General features: G+C 70.0%; 30 protein-coding genes, 1 tRNA gene and 1 pseudogene. 14 read left to right on the forward strand and 18 right to left on the reverse strand.

Features of this window, described 5'->3' with window-relative positions; all coding sequences use genetic code 11:
• Positions 1-19: 19 nt before the first annotated feature.
• Positions 20-934 carry a permease-like cell division protein FtsX gene (ftsX, locus tag AB0300_RS00220; protein ID WP_025105294.1) on the reverse strand — a complete coding sequence of 305 codons (915 nt, stop codon included), beginning with the start codon at positions 932-934 and terminating at the stop codon, positions 20-22.
• Entirely contained in the window at positions 931-2,037 is a 1,107-nt protein-coding gene (ftsE, locus tag AB0300_RS00225; protein ID WP_025105295.1) for a cell division ATP-binding protein FtsE, read from the reverse strand. The genes ftsX and ftsE overlap by 4 nt, the downstream gene beginning before the upstream one ends.
• A 173-nt stretch (positions 2,038-2,210) precedes the next feature.
• Between ftsE and AB0300_RS00230 the strand changes: the two genes are divergently transcribed.
• Entirely contained in the window at positions 2,211-3,584 is a 1,374-nt protein-coding gene (locus AB0300_RS00230; protein ID WP_366215250.1) for a DUF2510 domain-containing protein, read from the forward strand.
• A gap of 57 nt (positions 3,585-3,641) precedes the next feature.
• Here the strand turns inward: AB0300_RS00230 and prfB are convergent, their stop codons facing one another.
• Positions 3,642-4,751, reverse strand: a complete 1,110-nt coding sequence (prfB, locus tag AB0300_RS00235; protein ID WP_025105296.1) for a peptide chain release factor 2 — start codon at positions 4,749-4,751, stop codon at positions 3,642-3,644.
• Between the two features lie 122 nt (positions 4,752-4,873).
• On the opposite strand from prfB, the gene AB0300_RS00240 reads away from it, so the two are divergent.
• Positions 4,874-6,115: an MFS transporter gene (locus AB0300_RS00240; protein ID WP_126893649.1), complete on the forward strand. Its 1,242-nt coding sequence runs from the start codon at positions 4,874-4,876 to the stop codon at positions 6,113-6,115.
• Positions 6,116-6,127: 12 nt separating this feature from the next.
• On the opposite strand, the gene AB0300_RS00245 is transcribed toward AB0300_RS00240, so the two are convergent.
• From AB0300_RS00245 to AB0300_RS00260, 4 genes are read right to left on the reverse strand one after another with little or no spacing between them, the layout of a single operon-like run.
• Positions 6,128-6,568, reverse strand: a complete 441-nt coding sequence (locus AB0300_RS00245; protein WP_062766932.1) for a pilus assembly protein TadG-related protein — start codon at positions 6,566-6,568, stop codon at positions 6,128-6,130.
• Positions 6,565-6,999, reverse strand: coding sequence for a TadE family protein (locus tag AB0300_RS00250; protein ID WP_062764658.1), 435 nt, complete (start codon positions 6,997-6,999; stop codon positions 6,565-6,567). The genes AB0300_RS00245 and AB0300_RS00250 overlap by 4 nt, the downstream gene beginning before the upstream one ends.
• Entirely contained in the window at positions 6,989-7,390 is a 402-nt protein-coding gene (locus AB0300_RS00255) for a TadE/TadG family type IV pilus assembly protein (RefSeq protein ID WP_366215251.1), read from the reverse strand. The genes AB0300_RS00250 and AB0300_RS00255 overlap by 11 nt, the downstream gene beginning before the upstream one ends.
• 1 nt (position 7,391) lies before the next feature.
• Entirely contained in the window at positions 7,392-7,571 is a 180-nt protein-coding gene (locus AB0300_RS00260; RefSeq protein ID WP_366215252.1) for a hypothetical protein, read from the reverse strand.
• Between the two features lie 106 nt (positions 7,572-7,677).
• Between AB0300_RS00260 and AB0300_RS00265 the strand changes: the two genes are divergently transcribed.
• Positions 7,678-7,857, forward strand: a complete 180-nt coding sequence (locus tag AB0300_RS00265) for a hypothetical protein (RefSeq protein WP_085603511.1) — start codon at positions 7,678-7,680, stop codon at positions 7,855-7,857.
• A 10-nt stretch (positions 7,858-7,867) separates the two neighbouring features.
• Entirely contained in the window at positions 7,868-8,140 is a 273-nt protein-coding gene (locus AB0300_RS00270) for a hypothetical protein (protein ID WP_366215253.1), read from the forward strand.
• Positions 8,141-8,164: 24 nt separating this feature from the next.
• On the opposite strand, the gene AB0300_RS00275 is transcribed toward AB0300_RS00270, so the two are convergent.
• The 4 genes and pseudogenes from AB0300_RS00275 to AB0300_RS00290 all read right to left on the reverse strand — a co-directional run.
• Positions 8,165-8,461: a hypothetical protein gene (locus AB0300_RS00275; RefSeq protein WP_085603505.1), complete on the reverse strand. Its 297-nt coding sequence runs from the start codon at positions 8,459-8,461 to the stop codon at positions 8,165-8,167.
• Positions 8,462-8,501: 40 nt separating this feature from the next.
• Positions 8,502-9,440: a type II secretion system F family protein gene (locus AB0300_RS00280; RefSeq protein WP_366215254.1), complete on the reverse strand. Its 939-nt coding sequence runs from the start codon at positions 9,438-9,440 to the stop codon at positions 8,502-8,504.
• Positions 9,437-10,294: a type II secretion system F family protein gene (locus AB0300_RS00285; protein ID WP_085603500.1), complete on the reverse strand. Its 858-nt coding sequence runs from the start codon at positions 10,292-10,294 to the stop codon at positions 9,437-9,439. Before AB0300_RS00285 ends, AB0300_RS00280 begins: the two co-directional genes overlap by 4 nt.
• Positions 10,291-11,001 (reverse strand): annotated as a pseudogene (locus AB0300_RS00290) (ATPase, T2SS/T4P/T4SS family); the annotation flags it as partial. The pseudogene AB0300_RS00290 and the gene AB0300_RS00285, both read right to left, overlap by 4 nt.
• A gap of 176 nt (positions 11,002-11,177) precedes the next feature.
• Here AB0300_RS00290 and AB0300_RS00295 point away from each other — a divergent pair.
• The 3 genes from AB0300_RS00295 (at position 11,178) to AB0300_RS00305 (ending at position 14,576) form a co-directional block, all read left to right on the forward strand.
• Positions 11,178-12,296, forward strand: a complete 1,119-nt coding sequence (locus AB0300_RS00295; RefSeq protein ID WP_231868266.1) for a tyrosine-type recombinase/integrase — start codon at positions 11,178-11,180, stop codon at positions 12,294-12,296.
• On the forward strand, positions 12,286-12,621 hold the full coding sequence (locus AB0300_RS00300) for a helix-turn-helix transcriptional regulator (protein ID WP_058631822.1): 336 nt from the start codon (positions 12,286-12,288) through the stop codon (positions 12,619-12,621). Before AB0300_RS00295 ends, AB0300_RS00300 begins: the two co-directional genes overlap by 11 nt.
• A 101-nt stretch (positions 12,622-12,722) precedes the next feature.
• Positions 12,723-14,576, forward strand: a complete 1,854-nt coding sequence (locus AB0300_RS00305; RefSeq protein ID WP_366215255.1) for a hypothetical protein — start codon at positions 12,723-12,725, stop codon at positions 14,574-14,576.
• Here the strand turns inward: AB0300_RS00305 and AB0300_RS00310 are convergent, their stop codons facing one another.
• The 6 genes from AB0300_RS00310 to AB0300_RS00335 all read right to left on the reverse strand — a co-directional run bounded on the left by AB0300_RS00310 (position 14,577) and on the right by AB0300_RS00335 (position 18,883).
• On the reverse strand, positions 14,577-14,894 hold the full coding sequence (locus AB0300_RS00310; RefSeq protein ID WP_058631820.1) for a hypothetical protein: 318 nt from the start codon (positions 14,892-14,894) through the stop codon (positions 14,577-14,579).
• An 11-nt stretch (positions 14,895-14,905) separates the two neighbouring features.
• The gene (locus AB0300_RS00315; RefSeq protein ID WP_036297873.1) at positions 14,906-15,436 is read right to left on the reverse strand and encodes a signal peptidase II; all 531 of its coding nucleotides are present in this window, start codon (positions 15,434-15,436) and stop codon (positions 14,906-14,908) included.
• A complete protein-coding gene (locus AB0300_RS00320; RefSeq protein WP_062636618.1) occupies positions 15,433-16,041 on the reverse strand; it encodes a cadmium resistance transporter in 609 nt (202 codons plus the stop codon). The genes AB0300_RS00315 and AB0300_RS00320 overlap by 4 nt, the downstream gene beginning before the upstream one ends.
• Entirely contained in the window at positions 16,041-17,861 is a 1,821-nt protein-coding gene (locus AB0300_RS00325) for a cation-translocating P-type ATPase (RefSeq protein ID WP_231868264.1), read from the reverse strand. The genes AB0300_RS00320 and AB0300_RS00325 overlap by 1 nt, the downstream gene beginning before the upstream one ends.
• Before the next feature lie 92 nt (positions 17,862-17,953).
• Positions 17,954-18,313: a metalloregulator ArsR/SmtB family transcription factor gene (locus AB0300_RS00330; RefSeq protein ID WP_036297877.1), complete on the reverse strand. Its 360-nt coding sequence runs from the start codon at positions 18,311-18,313 to the stop codon at positions 17,954-17,956.
• 93 nt (positions 18,314-18,406) lie between these two features.
• Positions 18,407-18,883 carry a hypothetical protein gene (locus tag AB0300_RS00335; RefSeq protein WP_366215256.1) on the reverse strand — a complete coding sequence of 159 codons (477 nt, stop codon included), beginning with the start codon at positions 18,881-18,883 and terminating at the stop codon, positions 18,407-18,409.
• A gap of 101 nt (positions 18,884-18,984) precedes the next feature.
• Here AB0300_RS00335 and AB0300_RS00340 point away from each other — a divergent pair, with 101 nt between their 5' ends.
• The 6 genes from AB0300_RS00340 (at position 18,985) to AB0300_RS00365 (ending at position 22,675) form a co-directional block, all read left to right on the forward strand.
• On the forward strand, positions 18,985-19,377 hold the full coding sequence (locus AB0300_RS00340) for a hypothetical protein (protein ID WP_366215257.1): 393 nt from the start codon (positions 18,985-18,987) through the stop codon (positions 19,375-19,377).
• A 94-nt stretch (positions 19,378-19,471) separates the two neighbouring features.
• Complete coding sequence (locus tag AB0300_RS00345) at positions 19,472-20,266, forward strand: glycosyltransferase family 2 protein (protein WP_366215258.1); 795 nt, start codon at positions 19,472-19,474, stop codon at positions 20,264-20,266.
• Positions 20,263-21,105, forward strand: a complete 843-nt coding sequence (locus AB0300_RS00350) for an endonuclease/exonuclease/phosphatase family protein (protein WP_366215259.1) — start codon at positions 20,263-20,265, stop codon at positions 21,103-21,105. Before AB0300_RS00345 ends, AB0300_RS00350 begins: the two co-directional genes overlap by 4 nt.
• Positions 21,102-21,683 carry a hypothetical protein gene (locus AB0300_RS00355; RefSeq protein WP_025105311.1) on the forward strand — a complete coding sequence of 194 codons (582 nt, stop codon included), beginning with the start codon at positions 21,102-21,104 and terminating at the stop codon, positions 21,681-21,683. The genes AB0300_RS00350 and AB0300_RS00355 overlap by 4 nt, the downstream gene beginning before the upstream one ends.
• Positions 21,684-21,750: 67 nt before the next feature.
• A tRNA-Leu gene (locus AB0300_RS00360) sits at positions 21,751-21,832 on the forward strand.
• Positions 21,833-21,910: 78 nt separating this feature from the next.
• Complete coding sequence (locus AB0300_RS00365) at positions 21,911-22,675, forward strand: VTT domain-containing protein (protein WP_249520872.1); 765 nt, start codon at positions 21,911-21,913, stop codon at positions 22,673-22,675.
• Between the two features lie 12 nt (positions 22,676-22,687).
• On the opposite strand, the gene AB0300_RS00370 is transcribed toward AB0300_RS00365, so the two are convergent.
• Entirely contained in the window at positions 22,688-23,500 is an 813-nt protein-coding gene (locus AB0300_RS00370; RefSeq protein ID WP_025105313.1) for a Ku protein, read from the reverse strand.
• Between the two features lie 57 nt (positions 23,501-23,557).
• Here AB0300_RS00370 and ligD point away from each other — a divergent pair, with 57 nt between their 5' ends.
• Positions 23,558-25,537, forward strand: coding sequence for a non-homologous end-joining DNA ligase (gene ligD / locus AB0300_RS00375; RefSeq protein ID WP_366215260.1), 1,980 nt, complete (start codon positions 23,558-23,560; stop codon positions 25,535-25,537).
• Positions 25,538-25,545 lie beyond the last annotated feature (8 nt).

Consider the following 25,545-nt stretch of genomic DNA (forward strand, 5'->3'; position numbering starts at 1 on the left):
CGAGCAGCCTTTCAGGGTATCAGGTGCGCAGCCACCGTCGGATCGCGAAGCCCGCCGACAGGGCCGCGAGGACCACGCCGATCCCGACGAGGACCGGGACGACGAGCGCCGCATCCTGCATGGTCACCCAGGTGGTGATGAAGGGCACGCGGCCGCGCAGGTAGCCGTTCACGCCGAAGTGCATGCCCGCGACGACGGCGGCACTGGCCAGGGCGGATCCCAGCAGCGCGGCGAACACGCCCTCCAGCACGAACGGGGTCTGGATGAAACGGTTCGACGCGCCCACGAGGCGCATGATGCCGATCTCCTTGCGCCGCGCGTAGGCCGACAACCGGATCGTCGTGCCGATCAGCAGCGTCGCGGCGATGAGCATGAGCACGGCGATGCCGACGGCGATGTAGGTGGCCACCGTCAGCGCGGAGAACAGCGGTTCGAGGTATTGGAGCTGGTCCTGCACCTGTTCCACTCCGGCCTGGTCGCTGAACGCCTCGGCGAGCACCTGCGACTGGCCCGGGTCCTTCATGGTCACGAAGAAGACCTCGAACGCCTGGTCGGGCGAGAGCACGCTGGCCTGCTCCTCCCCCACCTGCTCGACGAGCTTGGCGTACGTCTCCTCCTTCGTGTCGAAGGTCATGGAGCTGATGAGCGGCGACAGCGCGTCGCCCTCGAGCTGGGCGCGCACGGCGGCCACCTGCTCCTCGCTCGCCGCGCCGTCCACGCAGGTGTCCGACTCCGACACCGCGGAGCACATGTAGACGGCCACCTGGGCGCGCTCGGACCAGTACCCGCGCATGACGCCGATCTGGGACTGCATGAGGATCGCGGCACCGACGAACGTCAGCGACACGAACGTGACGAGCACGACGGAGATCACCATCGAGATGTTGCGCCGCAGGCCGACGAGGGCCTCGGTCAGGATCAGGCCGATTCTCATGAGGTCGGGCCCACTTCCTCGTCGTCCTGGTCCGACAGGCCGAGGCGGTCCGCCACGCCGAGCTCGGCGACGTCCACCTCCGGGATCACGATCGGACGCGTCCCCGGCGCCCCGGGGGCGGGGCGCGCGGCGGCGGACGGCGGCGCGGCCGGGGGATGCACCACGTCCGGCGGTTCGACCACGCCGGGCTCCCGTGCGGGCTCCGGCGGCTCGACCACCTGCGGGGCCGGGTCGGCGGCGGGCTTGGTGACCGCGGGAGACGCGGCCGCGGCCCGGCGCTGGGCGTCCAGCTCCTCGGCCAGTGCGGCGCGCACCACGGAGAGGTCGGCGGTCTGGCGCTGCACCTCCTGCACGGCGGTGAGGGCGGCGGCGGCCGCGGCACCGCGGACCTCCTCCGGCACCAGGCGCGGGATGTTCGAGGTGTCGCCGTATCCGCCGTGCACCTCGTCGCGGACCATCTCGCCGTCGCGGAGCTCGATCACGCGGCGGCGCATCTGGTCGACGAAGCCGGCCTCGTGCGTGGCCATGAGCACCGTCGTGCCGCCCGCGTTGATCCGGGCGAGCAGCTGCATGATGTCGACGGAGGTCGCGGGGTCGAGGTTTCCGGTGGGCTCGTCGGCCAGCAGCACCTGCGGACGGTTGACGAGCGCCCTGGCGATCGCGACGCGCTGCTGCTCCCCGCCGGAGAGCTCGTGCGGCATGCGCTTCTCCTTGCCGTCGAGTCCGACGAGAGCGAGCGCCTCGGGAACGGCCTGCTGGATGAAGCCGCGGGACGAGCCGGTGACCTGCAGCGTGAAGGCGACGTTCTGATAGACCGTCTTGGACGGCAGCAGCCGGAAGTCCTGGAACACCGAGCCGATGTGCCGACGGAAGTACGGCACCTTCCGGTTCGCGAGCGCCCGCAGGTCGCGGCCGAGGACGGCCACCCGACCGCTCGTCGGCACGTCCTCGCGGAGGATGAGGCGCAGACAGGAGGACTTGCCGGACCCGGAGGCACCGACGAGGAAGACGAACTCCCCGCGCTGCACCTCGAAGTCGACACCGGACAGGGCGGGCTTCGACGTCCCGCGGTAGCGTTTCGTGACGTTCTCGAACCGAATCATGGCGAATCGAGCCTAAGCGCGCCACCGCCTCCGGCTCGGCACGACACCCCGCCGCGCAGCACGCCGCCCTGCGATTCCTCCGCCCCCCGGCCCCACCGGCGTCGTCGCCCGCTGCTATACATGGAGTGTCGATTCGCGTGCCCCACGCGAGCGCACACACGGAGGGGATCCCCATGACGACACCTGCTGGTTGGTACGACGACGGCTCCGGGCGCCTGCGCTGGTGGGACGGCCAGCAGTGGACCGAGCACTTCGCGCCGGAGACGACGGCGACAGGCGACACCACCGCGACGGCGACCGAGGACACCACCGCGACGGCGACCGAAGACGCGGGCGCGGAGGGCACCCCGGCGGAGAGCCCCGCCGCGGCGACCGACGATGGCGCTCCCCTCGGACAGGAGCCGACGGCGTCGGCGGAGACCGTCGCTCCGGAGCCCGTCGCCGCTGAGCGCGAGATCGCTCCGGACGAGCCCGCGACCGAGTTCATCGTCGCGCCTGAGCCGGCACAGGACTGGACCGCACCGACCAGCGGCGCGCACGACCTCCCCGGCGCGGCGCCGATCGTCCCGCCGGCCGGTGCCGGTCAGGACGCGTACCAGGGCCAGGGCGGCTACCCGGCACCGGGCGCGTACCCGGGTGCGCAGGGCGCCGGCGGATACCCGGGCCAGGCACCGGGCGCTCAGGGAACGTATCCGGGGCAGGGGGCGTATCCCGGCCAGGGCGCGTACCCCGGTCAGGGCGCGTACCCCGGTCAGGGCGCGTACCCCGGTCAGGGCGCGTACCCCGGTCAGGCGCCGGCTCCCGCGGCGCCGAAGAAGGTCTCGGTGCTCGGACTCGTCGGCCTCGGGCTCGCCGCGCTCGGCCTCCTCCTCGCGTTCATCCCCGTGACGCTGCCGTTCGCCTGGTTCCTCCTGGCGGCCGGATTCATCGTCTCGCTCATCTCCCTTCTCCTGAAGGGCACCAAGTGGCCGGGGATCACGGGGCTCGGGGTGTCGGTGCTCGGCGGCATCGTCGCGATCGTCGTGAGCATCTTCTTCGTGCTGGCCGTCGCGAACACCGTGCGTCCGGTCACGCTTCCCGACTACGACGAGGGCACGACTCAGAGCCCGGCGCCGGAGACCGACGGCACCGGCGACGCGGGTACGGGTGAGGTCGCCGAGGGCACGCTGGGAGAGCCGGTCACCGTGCCGCAGCTCGAGGGCACGGCCGAGGTCACCATCCGTTCCGCCACGTTCGGCCCGACCAACGGCACGGATTTCGAGCCCGCGAACGGCGGCTACCTGGTGATCGATGTCGCCTGGGAGACGCTCGACGGGACGACCTACGTCAACCCGCTCTACTTCTCCGTCGAGACCGCAGACGGCGCCGAGGGCGACTACGACATCTTCGGCGAGGCGACGCTGGAGTCCAGCGAGCAGGACGCCGGTTCCACGGCGGAGGGCACCGTCTCGTTCGACGTCGCCGAGAGCCCGTCCTACGTGGTCGTCATCACGGACGAGATGCTGCAGGAGGTCGCGCGCGTGACCGTCGAGGCGTCGGCTCGCTGACCCGTCCGCACCGCACGACGAAGGCCCCGGGAGCTCCCGGGGCCTTCGTCGTAGGGGTCAGTCCTCGTCTTTGCGCTTGCGCCAGCGGATGCCCGCCGAGATGAAGTCGTCGAGGTCGCCGTCGAACACGGCGGCGGGGTTGCCGGACTCCTGGCCCGTACGGAGGTCTTTCACGAGCTGCTGTCCGTAGAGGAAGTAGGAGCGCATCTGATCGCCCCAGCTCGCGGTGATGTTGCCCGCGAGTTCCTTCTTCTTGGCGGCCTCCTGCTCCTTCTGCAGCAGGAGGAGGCGGTTCTGCAGCACGCGCATGGCCGCGGCGCGGTTCTGGATCTGCGACTTCTCGTTCTGCATCGACACGACGATGCCGGTCGGGAGGTGCGTGATGCGCACGGCGGAGTCGGTCGTGTTGACGGACTGGCCGCCGGGGCCGGAAGAGCGGAAGACGTCGACCCGGATGTCGCTCTCGGGGATGTCGACCTCGGTCGCCTCCTCCATGAGCGGGATGACCTCGACGGCGGCGAACGACGTCTGGCGCTTGTCCGCGGAGCCGAACGGGCTGATGCGGGCGAGGCGGTGCGTACCGGCCTCGACCGAGATCGTGCCGAAGGCGTAGGGCGCGTCGATCTCGAAGGTCGCCGACTTGATGCCCGCGCCCTCCGCGTACGAGGTGTCCATGACCTTCACGGGGTACTTGTGACGCTCCGCCCAGCGCAGGTACATGCGCATGAGCATCTCGGCGAAGTCGGTGGCGTCGTCGCCGCCGGCGCCGGAGCGGATGGTGACGATGGCGCTGCGCTCGTCGTACTCGCCGTCGAGCAGCGTCTGCACCTCGAGCTGGTTGATGAGGTCGGTGAGCGTCTGCAGCTCCTTGCGGGCCTCGATCGCCGACTCCTCGTCACCCATCTCGTTCGCCAGATCGACGAGCACCTCGAGGTCGTCGAGGCGCTGGGCGATGCCGGTGATGCGGGCGAGCTCCGACTGACGGTGGCTCAGCGCGCTGGTGACCTTCTGGGCGTTCTCGGTGTCGTCCCAGAGGTCGGGCGCGCCGGCCTCCTCGCTGAGACGCGCGATGTCCTCGCGGAGACGGTTGACATCGACGACCTCGCTGATGTCGCCGAAGGTGTGCCTGAGCGCCTGGATTTCGGCGGAGAGATCTAGTTCGAGCATGACACCTCAGCCTAACGTGCCGCCCGCGCGCGCGGGGACGGTGGTGTCCGGTCGTCCGCGCCGACCGGAGTAGCGTGAAGGGCGTGAGCAGTGCATCCACGGTCCTCCGCCAGTTCGGGCCGATGGTGTACCTGCCGACCGTCCTCTTCTCCCTCGGCGAAGGTGCGGTCATCCCGCTCATCCCGGTCATCGCCGCGTCCATGGGGGCCGACGTCGCCTTTGCCGCCCTCGTCGCCTCAGCGCTCGTGGTCGGTCAGCTGTGCGGCAATCTCCCGGCCGGCTGGGCCGTGGGGCGCATCGGCGAGCGCTTCACGATGGTGATCGCAGGCGTCATCGCCATCCTCGCCGCCGTCGGCATGGTGTTCGCGCCGTCGCTCGGGGTCCTCGCGGCGTCCGTGTTCCTCCTGGGCCTGTGCGCCGCGGCGTTCGGGCTCGCTCGGCACGCGTTCATGACCACGCGGGTGCCGCTGGCGTTCCGTGCCCGCTCGCTCTCCCTGCTCGGCGGCAGCTTCCGTCTGGGGATCTTCATCGGCCCGTTCGTCTCCGCGGGTCTCCTGCAGCTCTTCGGCACCGAGGCCGCGGCGATCTGGTTCTTCCTCGCCTGCCTCGTGGTCATGGTCGTGCTCGTGCTCTTCGGACCGGATCCGGAGAAGACGGTCGCACCGCTGCGGACGACGATCCGGTTCGCGGAGGACAGCGGAGAGGCCGTGACCGGGTCGATCCCCACCGTCGAGCGGGCCGGGATCTTCCAGACCATGTGGCGGCAGCGCGGAGTGCTCGGTCGGCTCGGACTCGCCGCGGCCTCGCTGTCCGCGGTGCGGTCGGCACGGCAGGTCGTCCTGCCGCTGTGGGGGCTCTCGCTGGGTCTCGACGCGTCGACCATCGCCCTCGTCGTCGGCGTGTCCGGAGCCATCGACTTCGCCCTGTTCTACGCCAGCGGCCAGGTGATGGACCGCTTCGGCCGGCTCTGGGCGGCGATGCCCGCGATGGTGCTGATGGGCGCCGGGTTCCTCGCCCTGTCGGTCACGCACGACCTCGACTCCGCCGTGCTCTGGTTCGGCATGTTCGCCGCGGTCCTCGGCGTCGGCAACGGACTGTCGAGCGGCATCCTCCTCACTCTCGGCGCGGACGTCGCCCCGAAGCACGACCCGGCCGCGTTCCTCGGGTCGTGGCGCACCCTCACCGATGCCGGCGGCGCGGTCGCCCCGCTCCTCGTCTCGGGCATCACCGCGGTCGCGTCCCTGTCGTTCGCGGCGGGGGCCATGGGCCTGATCGGACTCGTCGGCGCCGCCGGGTTCCTCCGCTGGATCCCCCGGTTCGTGCCCCGCACGCCGCCGCGCACGCCGGACCCGGCCGACGACTGAGTACCCGGTCGCTCAGCGCAGTGCCGTCCGGCTCGTCGCCGTCGCCTGCAGGGGCACCCCGTCCGGCACGAACGGCGAGAGCAGCGGCGGGTGCCAGGTCGCCGCGACGGTGACGCGCGCGCTCACGCCATCCGGGGTGGACGCGTCGACGACGGTCGCCTCGAACCCCGCTCCGCGGACGAGCGGCACCGCCTGCTCGGCCACCCCCGCGTCGGTGAGCGTCGCGCGCGGCACCTCCCTCTCCACCTGCAGCGTGAAGCCGTCCGCTCCGGCGAGCGCCGCCGCATCCGCGAGCCCGTCCAGCCGCTTCTGGGCGATGTAGAGGTCGGTGGCGCAGATGCACACGAACAGCACCGCGAGCGCGAGGATGAGGTAGCCGAGCACGAGCAGCAGCACGCTCCCGTCGTCGTCGCCCTCACCGTGCTGCTTCAGGGCCGGTACGCGTCCCCTCATCCCCCGCCCCATCGCCGCGACACCTTCTGCACCGACACCGCTTCGACGGGGACGGCGGTCGCCTGGTCGAGTCCGAGCACGCCCGGCACGAGCGGCAGCGGTACGCGCGTCGAGACCGTGACGACCACCGTCGCTCCCGCCGCCGGACAGGCCGAGGTCCGGGGACGGCACGACACGGAGACGTCGACCGCTCCGCTATCGATGCCGTACTCCGCGACGATCCCGTCCAGTACCTCCTCCCCGCGGTCGGCCGCCGCCGCGATGTCGGGTGCCGAGGCGATGGCTCGTGCGGCCTGGCGGGCCGCAGCCTCGACGCCCAGCGACTGCTCCTGCACCGAGCCCACGGCGATCACGAGGTACAGCAGCGGCACGAGCATGATCACCCCGACGGCGATGAACTCCAGCGAGCTCGACCCCGCGTCATCGCGCATCGAACGACTCCGCCGGTGCATGGGCCTCTACCTGCAAGGCCGCAGGGACGCCGACCAGGCCGAACACCGGGAGCGTCGTCCGGATCCGGACCTCGACGGTCTCCTGTCCCGCTCGCCGCGCCGAGGTCACCGTGATGTCGTCGGCATAGGAGGGGCCGACCGCGCGACGGATGACCTCGCGCGCCCGCTCCTCCCCCTCCGCGGCCGTCGTGTCCGCGAGAGCCGCGTAGTACGCCCCCTCCACGGCGGCGTCATGGACGACGTTGCGCACGTAGATCGCGAACGCCAGTTGCAGCACCGCGAGGGTGAGCGCGGTGAGCAGGGTGCCGACGAGGAGGAACTCCACCGGGTTCGATCCGCGGTCGTCGGTCACCCCCGCAGGCGCACGCATGTCAGAGCCCCGATACCCGCTGGATGGCCTGCTCGAAGAGGGAGGTGAGCGCGGGTCCGGCGACCGCCCAGATGAGCACGACGAGGCCCGCGGTCATCAGGGTCACGAGCACCCAGCCGGGCACATCTCCCCGTTCGTCGTCGTGGAGGGCACGGAGCATCGAGCGCGAACGAGAGATCATGCCGCCAGTGTGCATCGGAGACCCACCGCGGCGCGGACGTTATCCACAGGGGCGGCCTTCATGATCGTCTACCGGAAGCCGCGGGAGCGCAATAGGCTCCAGCTTCATGGAACCCAATCCCCTGCTGCCGTCGATTCCGGTGCTGATCGCGATCGTCGTCGGCGTGGTGGTCCTCGTCTCCGTCATCGTCATCGTCATCGGTGCCCGGAGGGCGAAGCGGCGGGGTTCTGTACCCCCGTCGCGCGAATCGCACAACCCCGGGTCCGGACACCACGACGAGGGATAGCCTGTCACGCATGCGCCCCGGACCTGACGATGAGATGCAGGCGCGGGTCGAGATCGACGGGCTCACCTATCCTCTGCCTCGCGGCACCGATGTCGTCGCCCTCCGGGAGCGGATCGAAGCCGCCGCGCGCGTCGAACCCACGTTCGTCTCGTTCGCCACATCGGACGGCCTCGCGAGCGTCCTCGTCCACCCGACTTCGCGGGTGTTCCTCTTCCAGGTCAGGGCGTCCGGCGACGGAACCCTCGCCGCCGACCTCGGCGGATTGCCGGACTGGGACGTCTGAGCGCCGCGGGAAGCCTCGGCAGCGTCAGGAGGTGAACTCGTCGATGAGGAGCTCGCCGCGCGCGTTCAGGCGCTCCATCATGTGGCTGACCCGGGCCGGGTCGATCGCGGGGACCGGGTCGGCGTCGAACTCGAGCACCAGCGGGATGGCCGGGTGCATCCACGCGGAGAGCCGGCCGGGGCTCTTCGTCCCCGAGGGCCACGTCATCATGAAGCTCTCCTGACGCCGCAGCTTCGTGGAGATCACGATCTTCAGATGCGCCAGCAGGGTGTCCTCGACGTCGATCGGCGGACGAGAGCTGTTGTACTCGAGACTTCCCATAGTCAAAAGGTAAGCCCCCGGGACACCTTCGGCCGACCACTCACCCGATGCCGAGGCGCAGGATGAACAGACCAGGGTAGATTGCGAACACGACGGACAACGGCAGGATGAGGAACACCAACGGCAAGAGCATGAAGATCTCCTTCCGTCCGGCCTGTTCGATGAGCGTGCGCTTGGCCTCCTCCCGCGTGTCGTCGGCCTGCGCGCGGAGGACGGTGGCGAGCGGAGCTCCATGCTCGAGCGCGGCGACGATTTGGTCCACGGCCCGGGTCAGTCCCGGCAGCTCCAGCCGAGCCGCCATGGCGCTCAGCGCGTCGGCGAGCGGCGACCCTGTCCCGACCTCCAGCACCACGCGACGCAGCTCCACGGTGAGCTCCCCGGATCCCACACCGGCCACGCGCTTCACGGCATCGAGGAACCCCTCCCCCGCCGAGAGGCAGAGCGCCAGGAACTCCAGCGTCGTCGGCAGCTCCTCGGTCAGACGCACCTTCCGCGCACGCACCCGCGCCGACAGTCGCAGGTCGTACGCCACACCGGCCGCCGCTCCCGCGAGGAGCGGGATCGACCCGACCGGAAGCGACCACCGACCCATCACGACGAGAACGATGACGGCGAGCGCCCCGGCGACGATTCCGCTCACGATCACCGCGAGCTGACGACCGCGGAAGGCGACGGGATCGAGTGTCGACCCCGCCTGCGCGAGCCGCCGTCGGAGAGCATCCGTCCCGCCGAGCAGACGGTCGAGCGCCCGCGCCCCGCGCGCACCGAGGCGGAACCCTCCGGCGGGCAGGGTGCCTGGTCTGGGGAAGGCATCGCGCGGCAACACCTCGTCGTCGACGACGTCCCGCACGTACGGCGCGATCCGCGACGCGAGCGACGCCGCCCGCCACCGCGGGAGGCCCGCCAGAAGCGAGAGGACACCCGCGGCGAATCCCCCGCCGAGCAGCACGGCCGCGGCGAGCGCAGAGAGCCCGCTCACCCGAACCACCGACGCGGCTCGGGCAGCCGACCGATCCGGATCATGAGGCGGAACGCGACGACGGACACGACCGCGCCCACGACGATCACGGCGATCCCTTCCGGCGTGCCATAGGCCTTGGCCCCCTCCGGGCGCAGGATCAGGAGGGTGAGGATGACCCACGGCGCCACGGCTCCGAGGACGGCCGCCCCGCGGATCCACGACTGCCGCGCCTCGACCTCGCCGCGGAGCGCCGCGTCGGCACGGACCGACGAGGAGAGCGCCCGCAGCACGCCGATGAGCTCGGTCCCGCCGACCTGCCGCGCCATCCGCAGGGTCTCGATGATCCGGTCCCCGAGAGGATCAGCGAGGACGGCTTTCAGCCGGTCGAGACTGGCGTCGAACCGTCCGCTGCTCCGCAGGTCTCGGGCGAACACGTCGAACGCGGGGCGGAGCGGCGGTGGAGCCGATTCCGCGAGGGTGGCCACCGCGTCGGGGAGCGACAGACCGACCCGGATCGCGGCGATCAGCAGGTCGCAGACGTCGGGCCAGAGCTGGCGCCGCAGACGCCGCAGCCGCAGACGGCGGCCACGCAGGTAGGCGATCGGCGCCGTGCCTCCGGCCAGCCCGGCGAGGATCGCGAGCGCGGCGCTCCCCGTGACGAGCCAGGCGAGGGAGGCGGCGCCGAGCGCGGCACCGGCGATGCCGATCAGGAGAGAGCGGGTCTGCACCGCCGGGAACCCCGCCTCGCCCGCGAGACGAGCCAGACGACCGCGATGCGGAGCAGTAGCGGAGCGTTCTCCCGCCGGCCACAGCCACGGTGACAGGATCAGGAGCACGCCAGCCGCGAGCGTCGCACCGAGGAGGATCGTCATGCGAGAAGCTCCGAGCCGACCGGGCCCGATCGGCCGCGGGGGCGCCCGGCTCCGAAGACCGGCGTGCTGAGCACCCGCCCCTCGATCACCTCGCCCGTCGGGGCGACGATCTCCTCGACGTATCGGCGCCCCGCCGCATCGCGCGTGCAGTGCACGACGAGGTCGACGGACGACGCGATCGCCGGGGCGACGAAGCCGCGGTCGATGTTCCGGCCGGCGAGGAGGGGCAGCAGGCACAGCTTGTCGAGCGCCTCCGCGGCGGAGTTGGCGTGGACCGTGCAGGCCCCGGGCACTCCGGTGTTGAGCGCCAGCACGAGGTCGAGTGCTTCCGCATCGCGCACCTCCCCCACCACGAGCCGGTCCGGTCGCATCCGCAGGGCCTCCTTCACCAACCGCCTCAGCGTGATCTCGCCGGTCCCCTCGAGGCTCGGCTGACGCCCCTGCAGCGCGACCACATCGGGGCCGTCCACCGCGAGCTCGAACGTCTCCTCCACCGTGATGATGCGCTGTTCGGCCGCGCAGGCGGCGAGCAGCGCTCCGAGCATCGTCGTCTTGCCCGCATGGGTCGCTCCCGACACGATCACGGATGCGCCCGTCCGCATCGCCTCACCGAGGGCCCGCGCGGCATCGGGAGTCAGTGCGCCCTGCGCCGTGAGAGCGTCGAGTGAGCGGTGCCCGGGAAGGAACTTGCGGATGTTGACCGCCCACGCCCCGCGCACGACAAACCCTCGCATGTTGCAGTGAATGCAACTGTCCGTGCTTGCAATCGATACCTATTCGGCTCCTTCGGTGTCGAAGTGTTCCGACCATAACAGCGTGATCTCGCGGATGCGGAGATCTGGGTTGACACAGTGATGCACTGTCCCATACTTTGTTGCATCTAATGCAAGATTTTGAGGCTTCTCCAGCGGCGCTTCGGCTGATCACGTCAGCATCGAACGTCGCACTGGCGAACCCGGAAGCGCAGGTTTTCAGTGCGATGATCGATGGTTGGCGGAACCAGCAGCTGTCGCGCGGGCTCCGTGAGCAGACGATCCGGAACCGGACGGCGACGGTGACACGGTTCCGTGATTTCGTGGACAAACCGCCTTGGAGGTGGACTGTCGCGGATGTGGATGAGTTCACTGCTCAGTCTGGCGGTCGCACTCGGACGTTGTCGACGATGCGCGCCAACCATGGGTCTATCCGTGGGTTCTGTGACTACCTCACGAACCCGTTGTACGACTGGATGGAGATCTGCGATCGCGAGTTTGGGGAGGTCCCTTCGCAGGTGTGCCTGCCGTGGAACACGGTGGCGCACCGGTTCGAGTTCGAAGGCGATGGGAAGCGTCGCCCGTTCACGTACGACGAGATCGAGCGCCTGTTCGATACGGCCGACGCCCGCGTCGAGCTGCTCGTGAGTTCCGGGCGAAAGGGTGCGCTCGGCGCGTTGCGGGATGCCCAGTTGCTGAAGACGGTCTACGCGTTCGGTCTGCGCCGCACTGAGGCGGTGATGCTCGATACCGTCGATTTGCACCACAACGCGAAGATGCGCCAGTGGGGCCGCTACGGCGCGGTCCACGTGCGATGGGCGAAGGCGGCGGGCGGTGGCGCGCCACGACGTCGCACGGTGCTGCTGGTGCCGGAATTCGACTGGTGGGTCCCCGGCATGCAGCAATGGCTCGAGCAGGCCCGGGCCCGTTTCGCGCCCGGAGACGACCTCGACGCGCTCTGGGTGACCGAGCGCCGCACGCGTCTGTCTGCTGGGTATCTCGATCGGAGGTTCGCAGAGTTGCGTGATGAAGCCGGCCTGTCGAAGGACCTGACGTTGCACAGCCTCCGGCACTCCTATGTCACGCACCTTCTGGAGTTCGGGTACGCCGATCGATTCGTCCAAGAGCAGGTCGGGCATATGCATGCCTCGACGACCTCGATCTACGCCTCCGTCAGCTCGGACTACAAGAACCGTGTGCTCGCCGAAGCGCTGAAGGCCCTCATCCAAGGAGAAGCTGATGACCGTTGAGCTCGACACCGGCTGGAATCTGCGCAGCGTGATGGCGTCGCGCGGGATCTTCCAGACCTCCAAACTGAAACCCCTACTCGAAGAGCGCGGCATCGACCTGTCCCGGGAGCAGGTGTATCGGCTGGTGACTCAGCCGCCCCAGCGGGTGCGTCTCGACGTGTTGGCGGCGTTGTGCGATGCGCTGGAGTGCTCGCTCGACGATCTCGTGACGATCACTCGCCGGGAGGCCTCGACCCCGGTGGCGGTGGGTGAGGAGGCGACACGGGGGGCGATCGGTGATCTCCGTCCTGTTCGCGCGGCGATCCGTCGGCCGCGTACGAAGTAGCCGCGGTGGCCAAGCCTCCGCAGCTGCCGCGAGTCGCTGAAGTCGTCGCTCTCGTCCGCCCTCTCGTTCCCGAGATCTCTCCCGAGCGACTCACTGAGATCGTGCATACGGTCGCGCCAGTACCCCTCACGCAGCGGCTTCTTGAGCTCGCGCTGATCAAGCAGCCCGGAGTCCTGGAGGGGCAGCATGCGAACGTGCCAGCGACCGTTCAGAATCTGGCCCATGCGCTGGTCAAAGAAGGGGCGAGCCGGGTGGTGTTGCCGACGCGTGAGTCCTGCGGACGCGCGGTGAGAATGCCCCACAAGACGCCGGGCGGTGGTCGGCACTGCTCCCGATGCGAGCGGAAGGCCCGGTCCGTCTCCTGCGCGTCCTGTGGCCGGGTCCGGCCCGTGCAGCGCACCATCGACGGACAGCGTTTCTGCCGTGACTGTTGGCGAGCCGACCCTCGATCGTTCGGCGACTGCTCGCGGTGCGGTCAGCACGCGACCATCATCGTCCGTCGCCCGGAACTCGTCTGCCTGGCCTGCTACACCGCACCGATCAAGACCTGTGGTCTTTGCGGAGAACCTGGCCGCGTCGCCTCGCACCTCGACGGACGACGAGTATGCGCGCGCTGCTACTACGCGATGCGCAGACCCCAACCTTGTCCCGAGTGCGCGCGCAGAGTGTTCCTCACCGGGTTCATGAATGGCCAGAAGGTCTGCGCCGACTGCGCGGGCACTCCGATCACGATGGCCTGCCCTGGATGCGGCTCGATCGAGGAAATCCGCAAACATCATCTCTGCGTCGAGTGCCGCCGGCCCGTCGCGATCCAACAGCTGCTCGCCGACGATGCGGGAGAGATCCGTGAGGATCTCCACCCGCTTGCTGACTATCTGCTCACGCACCATGGCAAAGCGGCGTCGCTCGAACGCTGGCTGCACAAGAGCAAGTGCGCGATGGTGCTCCGCGAGCTCGCGGACGGGACCCTGCCGCTCACCGCCGAGGCGATCATCACCCGAGCCCGGTCGGGACAGTCGGTCGCGTTCCTCCTCTCACTGCTGGTCCGTTCCGGCGTGCTGCCGGAGCTCGACGTCGAGGGCACGCGCTTCGACCACTGGCTCAACGACTGGCTCGGTGGCATCGACCATCCCGAGGACCGGCTGATCCTGCGCCGCTACTGCACCTGGGAGCTCCTCCGATCCACTCGGACACTGCGCAGCGCGTCCAGCCCTGCTTCCGGCTTCCAGAGGCAGAGGGCTGCACTGAAGTACTGCGCCGCGTTCCTCGGGGAGATCCGGGCGCAGCAGGAGACACTGGCGACGTTCCCGCAGCGCCTACTCGACGCGTATCTGACCGATTCGCCTAGCCAACGCGACGCGCTGGCACCGTTCACTCGCTGGCTGCGAAAACACCGGCTGAGCACCCTTCGGGTCGAGTTTCGAGCCCATCGCCTCGAGGGGCGAGACTACGCCTCTGATCACCGATGGCAGATGGCCCGCAGGTTCCTGTCCGATGCCGACATGGACCCGAAGACCCGGGCCGCGGGTCTCCTCGTGCTGCTCTACGGGATCCAGCTGACCCGCATCGTCACGATCACCCGGGCACAGGTCGACACGAGCTCGCGGCCCGTGACGCTCACCGTCGGGGCCGAGCCGATCGAGGTCCCCGCGATCCTCGGCGACGCCATCGTCGAGCTCGTCGATGCCACAAAGGGCCATCCTGAAGGGTGGTTGTTCCCCGGCCGGAACCCGGGCCGTCACCTCACCCCGGGGCCGCTCAGCCGTCGCCTTCGCGCCGAAGGCCTGCTTGCCGGGAGCGCCCGCACGACAGCGCTCATCGAGCTCACCCGGCAACTGCATCCCCGGATCGTCTCGGATCTCCTCGGCATCACGACGGCATCCGCTGCCTCATGGTCGCGTCTCGCCGGTGGCGAGTGGTCCGATTACCCGGCTCTCCGCTCCACCCACCCCTGATCAAGCATCACCCGTCAGAGCCGGGCCGGAAATCGCTTCGCGCAGTTGCTCGACGGTCGGAGAGCCTCCCAGCCCGGCAGGGGTACGGAACACCCGGCAGGCGAGCCCGACCGGCGTGTGCTCGTCGGCGAAGGGATCGACGCCGTCGACGAGGACGGTCGGTGACCCGTGGAATCCGAGGCGCTCGGCGTCCTCGGCGGTCTCGACCAACTGTCGTGTGACGCGGATATCTGATCGACCGTCGAGCAGCTCAGCAAGCCGGCGGTCGAGTACTTCCCAGTTCGGGCAGCCGTCGAAGTACTGCAGGGTGATCTCCATGGTTGGCCCTCTCAGTTCTCGGTGCCGCGGAGCATCAGGAGCGCTCCGGCAATCGTAGCGGTGACGATCACGATGTCGGCGAGGTTCCCGATGAACCAGTTGCCGTAGGCGAGGAAGTCGACGACGTGCCCCCGGGCGAATCCTGGTTGGCGGAAAAGCCGGTCGCCGGCGTGCGAAGCAGCGGCCCCGCCGAGCGCACCGATCACGATCGCCCACCCGGGGCGTCGGACCCGGAACGCGAACACGATCGCGGTGGCCGTGGCCGCGACGGCGATGAGAGCGAACACCCAGGTGAAGCTCTCCCCGAAGGAGAACGCCGCGCCGGGGTTGTACGCGAGCTGCAGGCCCAACAGGTCGCCGATCAGCGGGATGCGCTCGTGCTCCGACAGGGTGGCCTCGGCCCACACTTTCGTTCCCTGATCGATCACGACGACGACCACGGCGATCAGAAGCGCCCAGGCAGTGAGCCGCCAGCGTCCTCTCTGCGGACGCTCTCCCGACGCCGATGCCGACTCAACGTCGGTATTCGTGTCCGGGGTCATGCGAGGGCCTCGAAGAGACGGACGATAACGCCGGATTCAATGAGGATGAACAGGCCCAGGCCGATGAACACGACGGGGACGAGCCAGTGCTCGACACGTTCGAGCGTTTCGGTGACGGCCTTGTGGGTGCCGATCAGTCGCCCGGCAGCGCACCAGACGGCGACGAGGATCAGGAACACGACGATCATGACCGCGACGTCGCCGGACGAGCTGGTGCGGAAGATCGGCGTGTAGAGGGAGATGTTGTCGGCCCCGTTGGCGATCGTGATCCCGGCGACCCCCCATAGTCCGACCGCGGTGATCTTGGAGTCGTCATCATCGTCGTCGCCGTTACGGCGCAGGCCGCGAATGAGCGTCCAGATGCCGATGCCGAGCGGGATCAGACCCAGGAAGCCGACCCATTCGTCCGGGACGATCGTGAGACCGAGCGCGGCGATCACGCTGATCACGACGAGTGTGATGAACCCGAGGTACTGGCCTGCGACGATCTGCCACGGTCGCGGCTTTCCCCGGCTGGAGGCGAGGAACAGCACGGTGAGCACGACGATGTCGTCGATGTTGGTCGCCGCGAACAGGCCGATCGCCGACCCGATGGTTGCGAGCATCAGCTTTCCATTCGTGGTGTGCGGGTGCGTGCGGCGCGCAGGCCGTTGAGGATCACGATGACCTCCGCGACCTCGTGGACCAGGACGACAGCCGCGAGCCCCAGGACCCCGAAGAGCGCGAGCGGGAGCAGTGCGGTGATGATCAGCAGGGACAGGATGATGTTCTGGTTGATGATCCGCCGGCCCCGCCGCGCGTGATCGAACGCCCGCGGGATGAGCCGCAGATCATGACCCGTGAAGGCCACGTCCGCAGACTCGATCGCCGCATCGGAGCCGGTCGCTCCCATCGCGATGCCGATGTCCGCGGACGCCAGGGCCGGGGCGTCGTTGATGCCGTCACCGATCATCGCGACCGATCCCGCCTTCGACAACTCGCCGATCGCGGTCGCCTTGTCCTCAGGGCGCAGCTCCGCGCGCACATCAGCGATCCCGGCCTGCGCAGCCAGCGCACGAGCGGTGCGGGCGTTGTCCCCGGTGAGCATCGTCATGCCGACGCCCTGATCCGCAAGCGTGCGGACCACCTCGGGGACTTCCGGACGCAGCTCGTCGCGGACGCCGATCGCCGCGACCGGTGCCTCGTCGCGGTGCACGATCACGACAGTCATGCCCTGCTCCTCAAGCCCTGCAACCCGGTCGCCGAGCTCGCCGGCGTCGAGCCAGCGGGGGCTGCCGACCGTGATACGAGCGCCATCGACGGTGCCGTCGATGCCGTGCCCGGCCTGCTCGGTCACATCCGCGGCCACGGGAACACCCGGGGCTGCAGCGGTGATCGCCGCCGCAAGGGGATGCGTGCTGTGCTGCTCCAGAGCCGCCGCCCAAGCCAGCGCCTGCTCCTCGGCAATGCCGTTCGCAGTGAGGACCGCGGTGACCGCGGGCTCGTTACGGGTCAGGGTGCCGGTCTTGTCGACCGCGACGTGCCGGACCGTGCCGAAGCGCTCGAAGACCGCGCCGGACTTGATGATCACGCCGAACTTGCTCGCCGCGCCGATCGCGGCAACGACCGTCAACGGCACCGAGATCGCCAGCGCGCACGGAGAGGCCGCTACCAGCACGACGAGCGCACGAGTGATCCATACCTCCGGGTCGCCCAGCAGTGACCCAATGATCGCGACGAGCGCTGCGAGAATCAGCACACCGGGTACGAGCGGGCGGGCGATCCGGTCCGCGAGACGCGCACGCTCGCCCTTCTCCGTCTGCGCTTTCTCGACCAACTCCACGATCGTCGTAAGCGAGTTATCGGTACCGGCCGCGGTCGCCTCGACCTCCAGCACGCCGGAGCTGTTAATCGCGCCGGCCGACACCGCGTCCCCGGGCTCGACCTCGACGGGGATCGACTCCCCGGTGATCGCCGAGGTGTCCAGGCTTGAGCGGCCAGAGCGGACGATCCCGTCGGTTGCGATCCGTTCGCCCGGGCGGACCACCATGACCTGGCCGACCGTCAACTCCCTCGCCGGCACCTGCGCAGAGACGCCGCTCTGCAGCACGGTCGCCGTCTCCGGCACGAGCTTCAGCAGCGCCCGCAGGCCGCCACGGGCACGGTCCATCGCCTTGTCCTCAAGCGCCTCAGCAATCGAGTACAAGAACGCCAGAGCAGCGGCCTCCTCCACATAGCCGAGGATGACCGCGCCGATCGCGCTGATCGTCATCAGCAGCCCGATCCCGAGCTTGCCCTTGAACAGCTTCCGAATCGCGCCAGGAGTGAACGTCGACGCGCCCAGCAGCAGGCCGATCCAGAACAGTACGAGCGCCGGGATCTCGAGCCCGGACCATTCAAGGATCAGACCAGCCAGGAACGCGACACCGGAGAAGACCGGCACCATGATCCCACGGTCCCTCCACCAGGGCCGCTCCACCTCTTCGGTCTCATCCTCCGCCGCAGTGGCAGGCTCGTGCTCGCAGCTACACGCCGCGCTCACGCGTCCGCCCCTGTACCGCAGCAGCCCGGCACCGTGCACGACGAGTCCACACACGGCGCGTGCTCATCGACCGCCAGCGTCACATCCACGAGCGCGACGAGCGCAGCCGCAAGATGCGGGTCAGCGATCTCGTAGCGCGTCTGGCGACCCTCAGGCTCGGCGACCACGATCCCGCAGTCACGCAGGCACGTCAGGTGGTTCGAGACGTTCGAGCGGGTCAGCTCCAGCTCGCGCGAGAGCACGGCCGGATAGCTCGGGGCGTTCAGCAGAGTCATCAAGATCCGGGAGCGCGTCGGGTCCGCCATGGCCCGGCCGAGCCGGTTCATGACGTCGAGGCGCGAAGCAATAGTCAGCATGTACTGAACTATACAGCAAGCGCTGATCAATCATTGGTGATCAGTGCCCCACCATTCATTGGGAGAAGAGTCGGAAGCCGCTGAATACGCAACTCAGCAACAATCGGCGCTACCAGTATCGGCGATCGCCACGTGCAGCCGCGAACCGTCCGGCAGCGAGGCATCGACGAACGGCTGCCCGATGTCCACCCGCCGCCCCGTCGCCTGCAGCATCCTCTCCACCAGATCCCGAACCGTCGCCCCGTCCCACCGCAGCGCCGTCCGCTCCGCGACCCCACCCCGCGCCGTGTGCACGACCCCGTCGCCGTTGACCCACACCTCCTCGATGCCCGGGTCGTCGAGCAGCGGCTGCAGAGCACCGAAGCCACTCACCGCCGCCAGCACGTCCCGCACGCACGCCGCCTCGTCCTCGACCAGCATGCCGCCCCGCGCGAGCGCCCGATCATCGTGACGCCGCACCTCCGCCCGGGCGACCTCCCGCGCCCGCTCCGGGTCCGTCGCCGGATCCACCCCCTCGGTCCGCAGCCGACGCCTCACGAGGTCGGCGATGATCGACGCGGGCTGCTCCATCCCTGCATCCTCGCAACGATCACCTCCCGGCCCCTTGAGTTATCCACACCCCATGCGCCGCCTTCGAACGGAGGCCGTCCGGCACCCGGTACCGTGCAGGCATGAAGCGGTTCACTGTCTCGTGCGGGCTCCTCGGCGTTCTCGTCCTGTCAGGCTGCACCGGGGGTGCCGATCTCCTGCAGTGCCAGAGCGTGGCCGCCGTCGACACGGAGCTCGAGGCCTTCTTCGCCCAGGACACGGTCGGCGGCGTGCCCAGCCCGGAGCAGACCGAGCGCCTGAAGGAGCTCGCGGACGAGTACGCCGAGCTGGACGTCGACGGCGAGGTGCAGGAGGCAGCGACGGCGGTGAGCGACGACCTGCGCGCGCTCTACGACTACCGCGTCGGCGTCCAGAACGGCGACGACGCGGACCCCGACCGCGAACAGGAACTCCGCCGGACCGCGATCGATACGTTCGTCGAGGGACAAGCGGTCTGCATCGAGAGCGCCTCCTGACGCCGCCGTATCGAGCCGCCCGCCCCGGTGTCAACCGGTACGTCCCCCGTCGTCGCGCTCCTTAGGCTGAGGAGCAGACCTGCGAGGAGACGACGTGCACCGCGCCACACCAGCCGCCCCCGAACCGACCCTGAGCGTGGTCATTCCGGTCAAGGACGACGCGGCGGAACTGCGGCGGTGTCTCCGCGCCCTCGCCCGGCAGACGCTCCCGCCCGACGAGATCATCGTCGTGGACAACGCCTCGGCCGACGATTCGGCCGCCGTGGCCGCCCAGCACGGTGCACGGGTCGTGCGGTGCGACACCCCGGGCATCCCCGCGGCGAGCGCGACCGGGTACGACGCGGCGACGGGCGACGTGATCCTGCGGCTCGACGCCGACGGCGTGCCGGGGCCGCGGTGGATCGAGACGGTGGCGACCGCGTGCACACGCGATCCGCGGGTCGGCGCCTGGACAGGCGGTGCGCATTTCGTCGACGGCCCCCGGTTCCTGCGCCGGCCCCTCGCGGCGGCCTACCTGCTGTCCTACGTCGTCGTATGCGGCTCTGCCCTCGGCCACGCACCACTGTTCGGGTCGAACCTCGCCCTCCGCCGCTCGACGTGGCTCGCCGTCCGCGATCGCGTGCACGGCGACGCCGCGCTCCACGACGACCTCGACCTCGCCTTCCATGTCGGCGAACGCCACCGCATCCGCTGGCTCCTGCACACCGACATGGGCATCTCCATGCGCCCGTTCGGCAGCGGCCGCTCTTTCGCCCGCCGGGCCCGGATCGGCGCCCGCACCGTCCTCGTGCACTGGCCGGAGGACTTCCCTCCTGTGCGCTGGGTGCGGCTCGTGCTACGCCGGGTACTGCACCGCCTCGGCGTTCCCGCGCCCGGAGCCCGCCGATGACCGCCCCGCTCCTCGGAACACCATCCGCCACCGAGCTGCACGTCATGTCCCTCAACATCCGCCGCGACCTCGGTGCCCTCGCCTGGCCGCGCGCCGACCGCTGGGAGATCCGACGCCCCCGGCTGACCGCGCTCCTGCGCACCGAGCGGCCGGACGTCCTCGGTGTGCAGGAGGCCCTTCCCGCGCAGGCCGCCGCCGTCTCCGCCGCGCTCGGCCCGTCGTTCCGCCGCGTCGGCCACGGCCGCCTCCCCGGACCCCGCGGCGAGGGCTGTCCCCTCTTCTACGACGCCGACCGGCTGGAGCTGCGCACCTGGCGACAGGTCGCGCTCTCCCGCACCCCCGATCGCCCTGGTTCCCGCTCCTGGCTGAGCGTCGCGCCGCGGGTGGCGGTGGAGGCATCCTTCCGCGACCGCCGCACGGACGCCCCCGTCACCGTGCTCAACACCCACCTCGACGCGTTCTCGCCGTGGGCGCGGCTCCGTCAGGCGCAGGCGGTGCACGACCTCGCCGTCGCCTCTGCGACACCCGTCATCCTCCTCGCGGACGTCAACGCCGCCGCGGGCTCGGCACCGTGGCGCGCCCTGGAAGCCGACGGCGTCCTCCGCGATTCGTGGACGGCCGCCGTGTCCCGCCGCACCCCCGCCTGGAGCACGTTCGCCGGCTACCGGTCGCCCCGCCGCGGACGCCGCATCGACGGCATCCTCGTCTCCCCCGCGCTTTCCGTGCGCCGGGTGGGCATCGACGCCCGCCAGTATGGAGGGGGCTGGCCGTCGGATCACCTCCCCGTGCACGCCCTGATCGATCTCGCCCCCGCTGCCGCACCCGAGGAGCCCGCATGAAGGAGGACTTCCTCCGCCCGCCGCAGTCCGTCGCGGAGTACGGCGCCGACGCCGTCCGGGTGATCGGCATCCTCAGCGTCCTCGTCGCGGCGATCTGGTCGACCCCGACCGACGCCGGCATCCTCGCGCTCGCTCTTCCCGCCCTCATGCTCCCCCGCGTCCTCGGGATGCGCGGCGGCATCGACCTCACGATCGGCCTGATCGTGCTCATCGCGGCGGCGAGCAACGTGTTCGACCTGTACCGCACGCTCACCGGGTGGGACCTCGTCGTGCACTTCGTCTGCACAGGCGCCCTCGCCGCCACCGGCTACCTCGTGCTCTCCCGCCTCGGCATCGTCACCGCGCAGGAGTCGCCGGCGTTCCGACCGCGCATCCCGATCGTCCTCTGCACCGTCATCGGGCTCGCGGCCAGCGCCGTGTGGGAGATGATCGAGTGGGCGGGACGCACCTTCATCACCGACGAGATCTTCGTCACCTACGAGGACACCATCGGCGACATGGCGATGGGCGGACTCGGTGCGCTCGCGGCGGGAGTCCTCGTCGCCGTCGTCCGGCTGGAGCGTCATCGCCCTGCGTGACGGCGCGGAACTGCGGGACGATCCCCAGGGTCGAACAGCGCGCGGGTCAGTAGACTGAAGCCACCGCGCGGGAGTGGTGGAATTGGCAGACACGCAGGATTTAGGTTCCTGTGCCCCAGGGCGTGTGGGTTCAAGTCCCACCTTCCGCACGACGGGTGCTTCGGCGCCCGCATCGCTACACCGCCGACACCTCACGACCGACGGGAATCCCGCCAGTGCTCGAAAGCATGCTGCACGCCCCCACCGCGCTCATCCCGTGGCTCGATCCGCAGACGATCATCGGGGCGGCGGGTCCGTGGGCGCTCCTCGTGGTCTGCTTCATCATCTTCGCCGAGACCGGTCTGCTGGTCGGCTTCCTCCTGCCCGGTGACACGCTGCTCATCATCGCGGGCCTGCTGACCCACACGAGCAACGTCTTCGGCGTGAACATCTGGGTCGTCTCGCTGCTCATCGCCCTCTCGGCGTTCATCGGCGGCGAGGTCGGCTACGTCATCGGGCACAAGGGCGGCCCCGCGGTGTTCGAACGCAAGGAATCCGGCCTGTTCAGCAGGAAGAACGTCGAGCGCACCAACGCGTTCTTCGAGCGCTTCGGCGGACTCACCGTGATCCTCGCGCGCTTCGTGCCGATCGTTCGCACGTTCGCTCCGGTCGCCGCCGGCGTGGGCCACATGCCCTGGCGGCGCTACTCGCTCTACAACTTCATCGGAGCGATGATCTGGGGCTTCGGCCTCACGATGGTCGGCTACCTCATCGCCTACATCCCGTGGATCCGGCACCTCGTCGTCGAGTACATCGACATCATCCTGCTCATCGCCGTCGGCGGTACGGCGATCGTCACCCTGTGGCACTACCTCACCGAGCGCCACAAGGCGAAGAAGGCCGCGGCCGCGGGCGAAGACGTCGTGACCGACCACGAGGAGGCGGAGGAGCTCGTCCTCGACGCCGACGTGTTCGACCGGGCCCCCGACCTCGACGGCGACGGCAAGCACTGATCCCGTCGCGGGTCAGCCCGCGTTCTTCGAGCGCTTCTCCTTGGAGCGGGCCACGCTCGCGCGCAGCGCCTCCATCAGGTCGATGACCTCGCCGCCGTCCGCCGCCTTCTCGCCGTCGCCGCCGAACGTCTCGGCCACATCGAACGTCTCCCCGGCCTCGATCTTCGCGTCGATGAGGGTGCGGAGCTCCTTCTGGTACTCGTCGACGAACTCCTCGGGGTCGAAGTCGGCCGAGTAGCTGTCCACGAGCGAAGACGACAGCTCCAGCTCCTTCTTCGAGATCCGCACGTCCTCGTCGAGGGACGGGAACTCCGCCTCGCGGACCTCGTCCGACCACAGGAGCGTCTGGAGCACGAGCACCTTGCCCCGCACGCGCAGGGCGGCGAGGCGCGTCTTCTGGCGCAGCGTGAACCGCACGATCGCTGTTCGGTCGGTCTGCTCCAGGGTCTTGCGCAGCAGCACGTACGCCTTGGGCGACTTCGAGTCGGGCTCCAGGTAGTACGGCTTGTCGAGGGTGAGCGGATCGACCTGTTCGGAGGGCACGAACTCCACCACGTCGATCTCGCGGCTCTTCTCCGCCGGCAGCGCGGCGAGGTCGTCCTTGGTGAGCACGACCGTCTGCCCGTCGTCGACGTAGGCGCGGTCGATGTCGGAGTAGGCGACCGTCTCGCCGCACACCTCGCACGTCCGCTGGTAGCGGATGCGGCCGCCGTCCTTGTCGTGCACCTGATGCAGCGGCACGTCGTGGTCCTCGGTCGCGGAGTACACCTTGACCGGCACGTTCACCAGCCCGAACGTCAGGGCGCCCTTCCAGATCGTCCTCATCACACCAGTAGACACCAGCCCCACCCGTCACGACCACCCCTTGACTACGCTGGCTCCATGGTGGGAGAGGCGCAGGTCGTACAGGTCGACGGCCGACGACTGCGCGTGACCAACCTCGACAAGGTCGTCTATCCGGAGACGGGCACGACCAAGGGCGAGGTCATCGCCTACTACACCGCCATCGCGCCCCTGCTCCTGCCCCTCCTCGACGGCCGCCCGGTCACCCGCAAGCGCTGGGTCGAGGGGGTCGGCACCGCCGCCGCCCCGGAAGACTCCTTCTTCACGAAGCAGCTCGAGCCCGGGGCTCCGGACTGGATCCCGCGGCAGGACATCCAGCACTCCGACGGCCCCAAGGCGTATCCGCTGGTGGAGGGCGTTCCCACGCTCGTGTGGCTCGCGCAGGTCGCCGCGATCGAGCTGCACGTGCCGCAATGGCGGTTCACCCCGGAGGGCCTGCCCGGTCGCCCGGACCGTCTTGTGCTCGACCTCGACCCCGGACCCGGCGCCGACCTCGCGCAGTGCGCCGAGGTCGCCCGGATCGCCAGGACGCTCCTCACCGGCATGGGCCTCGACCCCCTGCCCGTGACGAGCGGCAGCAAGGGCATCCACCTCTACGCGTCCCTGCCCGGCGAACAGACCAGCGCCGAGGTCTCCGCCGTGGTCAAAGAACTGGCCCGCATCATCGAGAACGACCACCCGGACCTGGCGACGAGCGTCATGTCCAAGGCCGTGCGCGGGGGCAAGGTGTTCCTCGACTGGAGCCAGAACAACGGCAAGAAGACGACGATCTCCCCGTACTCCCTGCGCGGGCGCGCCCGCCCCGGCGTCGCGGCGCCGCGCACGTGGGAGGAGCTCGACGACCCGGGGCTCGCCCACCTCGAACTGGACGACGTGCTCGCACGCGCGGCTGCCGGGTTCGACCCCCTCTCGTCGCTCCGCCCCGACGCTCCGGCTCTGCCCTCGAACGCGCCCGCCCCGACCCCGGCTCCCGCGATCCGGGCGGCGGCCCCCGCCCCCACCCGCCGCGGACGGCCCCTCGCCGCGCCCGCACCGTCACCCGCCGGGGCCACCCTCCCCTCCCTCGCCCCGATGCTCGCCGAGAACGGCACCCCCGCGATCGCTCGAAACCTCAGCACCCCGTCCTGGGTGGAGGTGAAGTGGGACGGCATCCGTGCGATCGGCACCTGGCGCGACGGGCACATGTCGCTGCACGCCCGTCGCGGCACCGACATCACCGCCCGCTACCCCGAGCTGACGGCCGACGGCGCCCCGTTCCTCCCGGTCGACGAGGCGATCGTCGACGGGGAGATCGTCGCCTTCGACAGCGCCGCCCGGCCGAGCTTCTCCCTGCTGCAGAACCGCATGCACCTCACCCGGCCCCGGGAGATCGAGCGCGAGGTGGTGCGCACACCCGTCGTCTACATGCTGTTCGACCTACTCCGCCTCGACGGCCACGACCTCACCGGGATGCCGCTCCGCGAGCGCCGCACGCTCCTGAGCGACATCGTGGCGGGAGTCGACGCGCCCATCCAGGTCCCACCCGTCTTCGACGACGTGGACGCGGCACTGGCGGCGAGCGAGGAGTTCGGTCTGGAGGGCGTCGTCGTGAAGGATCCCGCGTCGCGGTACCGCGCCGGCCAGCGCTCGCCCTCCTGGCTCAAGCTCAAGAACACCCGCATGCAGGAGGCGGTGATCGTCGGCATCCGCCCGGGAAAGGGCGAGCGGGAGGGCACTCTCGGCTCTCTCCTCCTCGCGGTCCCGGAGGGCGGCGACCTCCGCTACATCGGCCGCGTGGGCACCGGATTCACCGACCGGATCCTTCGCGATCTCCTCGCGCGCCTGGAGCCGCTGCGCGTGCCGCGGGCACCGCTCGACGGCGTGCCCCGACCCGATTCCTCCGACGCCCTGTGGGTGCGACCCGAGCTCGTGGGCGAGGTGGAGTTCGCGAACTGGACGCCGGACGGCATCCTCCGGCACGCGCGTTGGCGAGGTCTGCGCCCGGACAAGACCGTCGACGAGATCGCCGTCGAGGCGTGAGCGGCACG

It is taken from the genome of Microbacterium sp. NPDC078814, from assembly GCF_040702645.1.
Classification (GTDB): Bacteria; Actinomycetota; Actinomycetes; order Actinomycetales; family Microbacteriaceae; genus Microbacterium.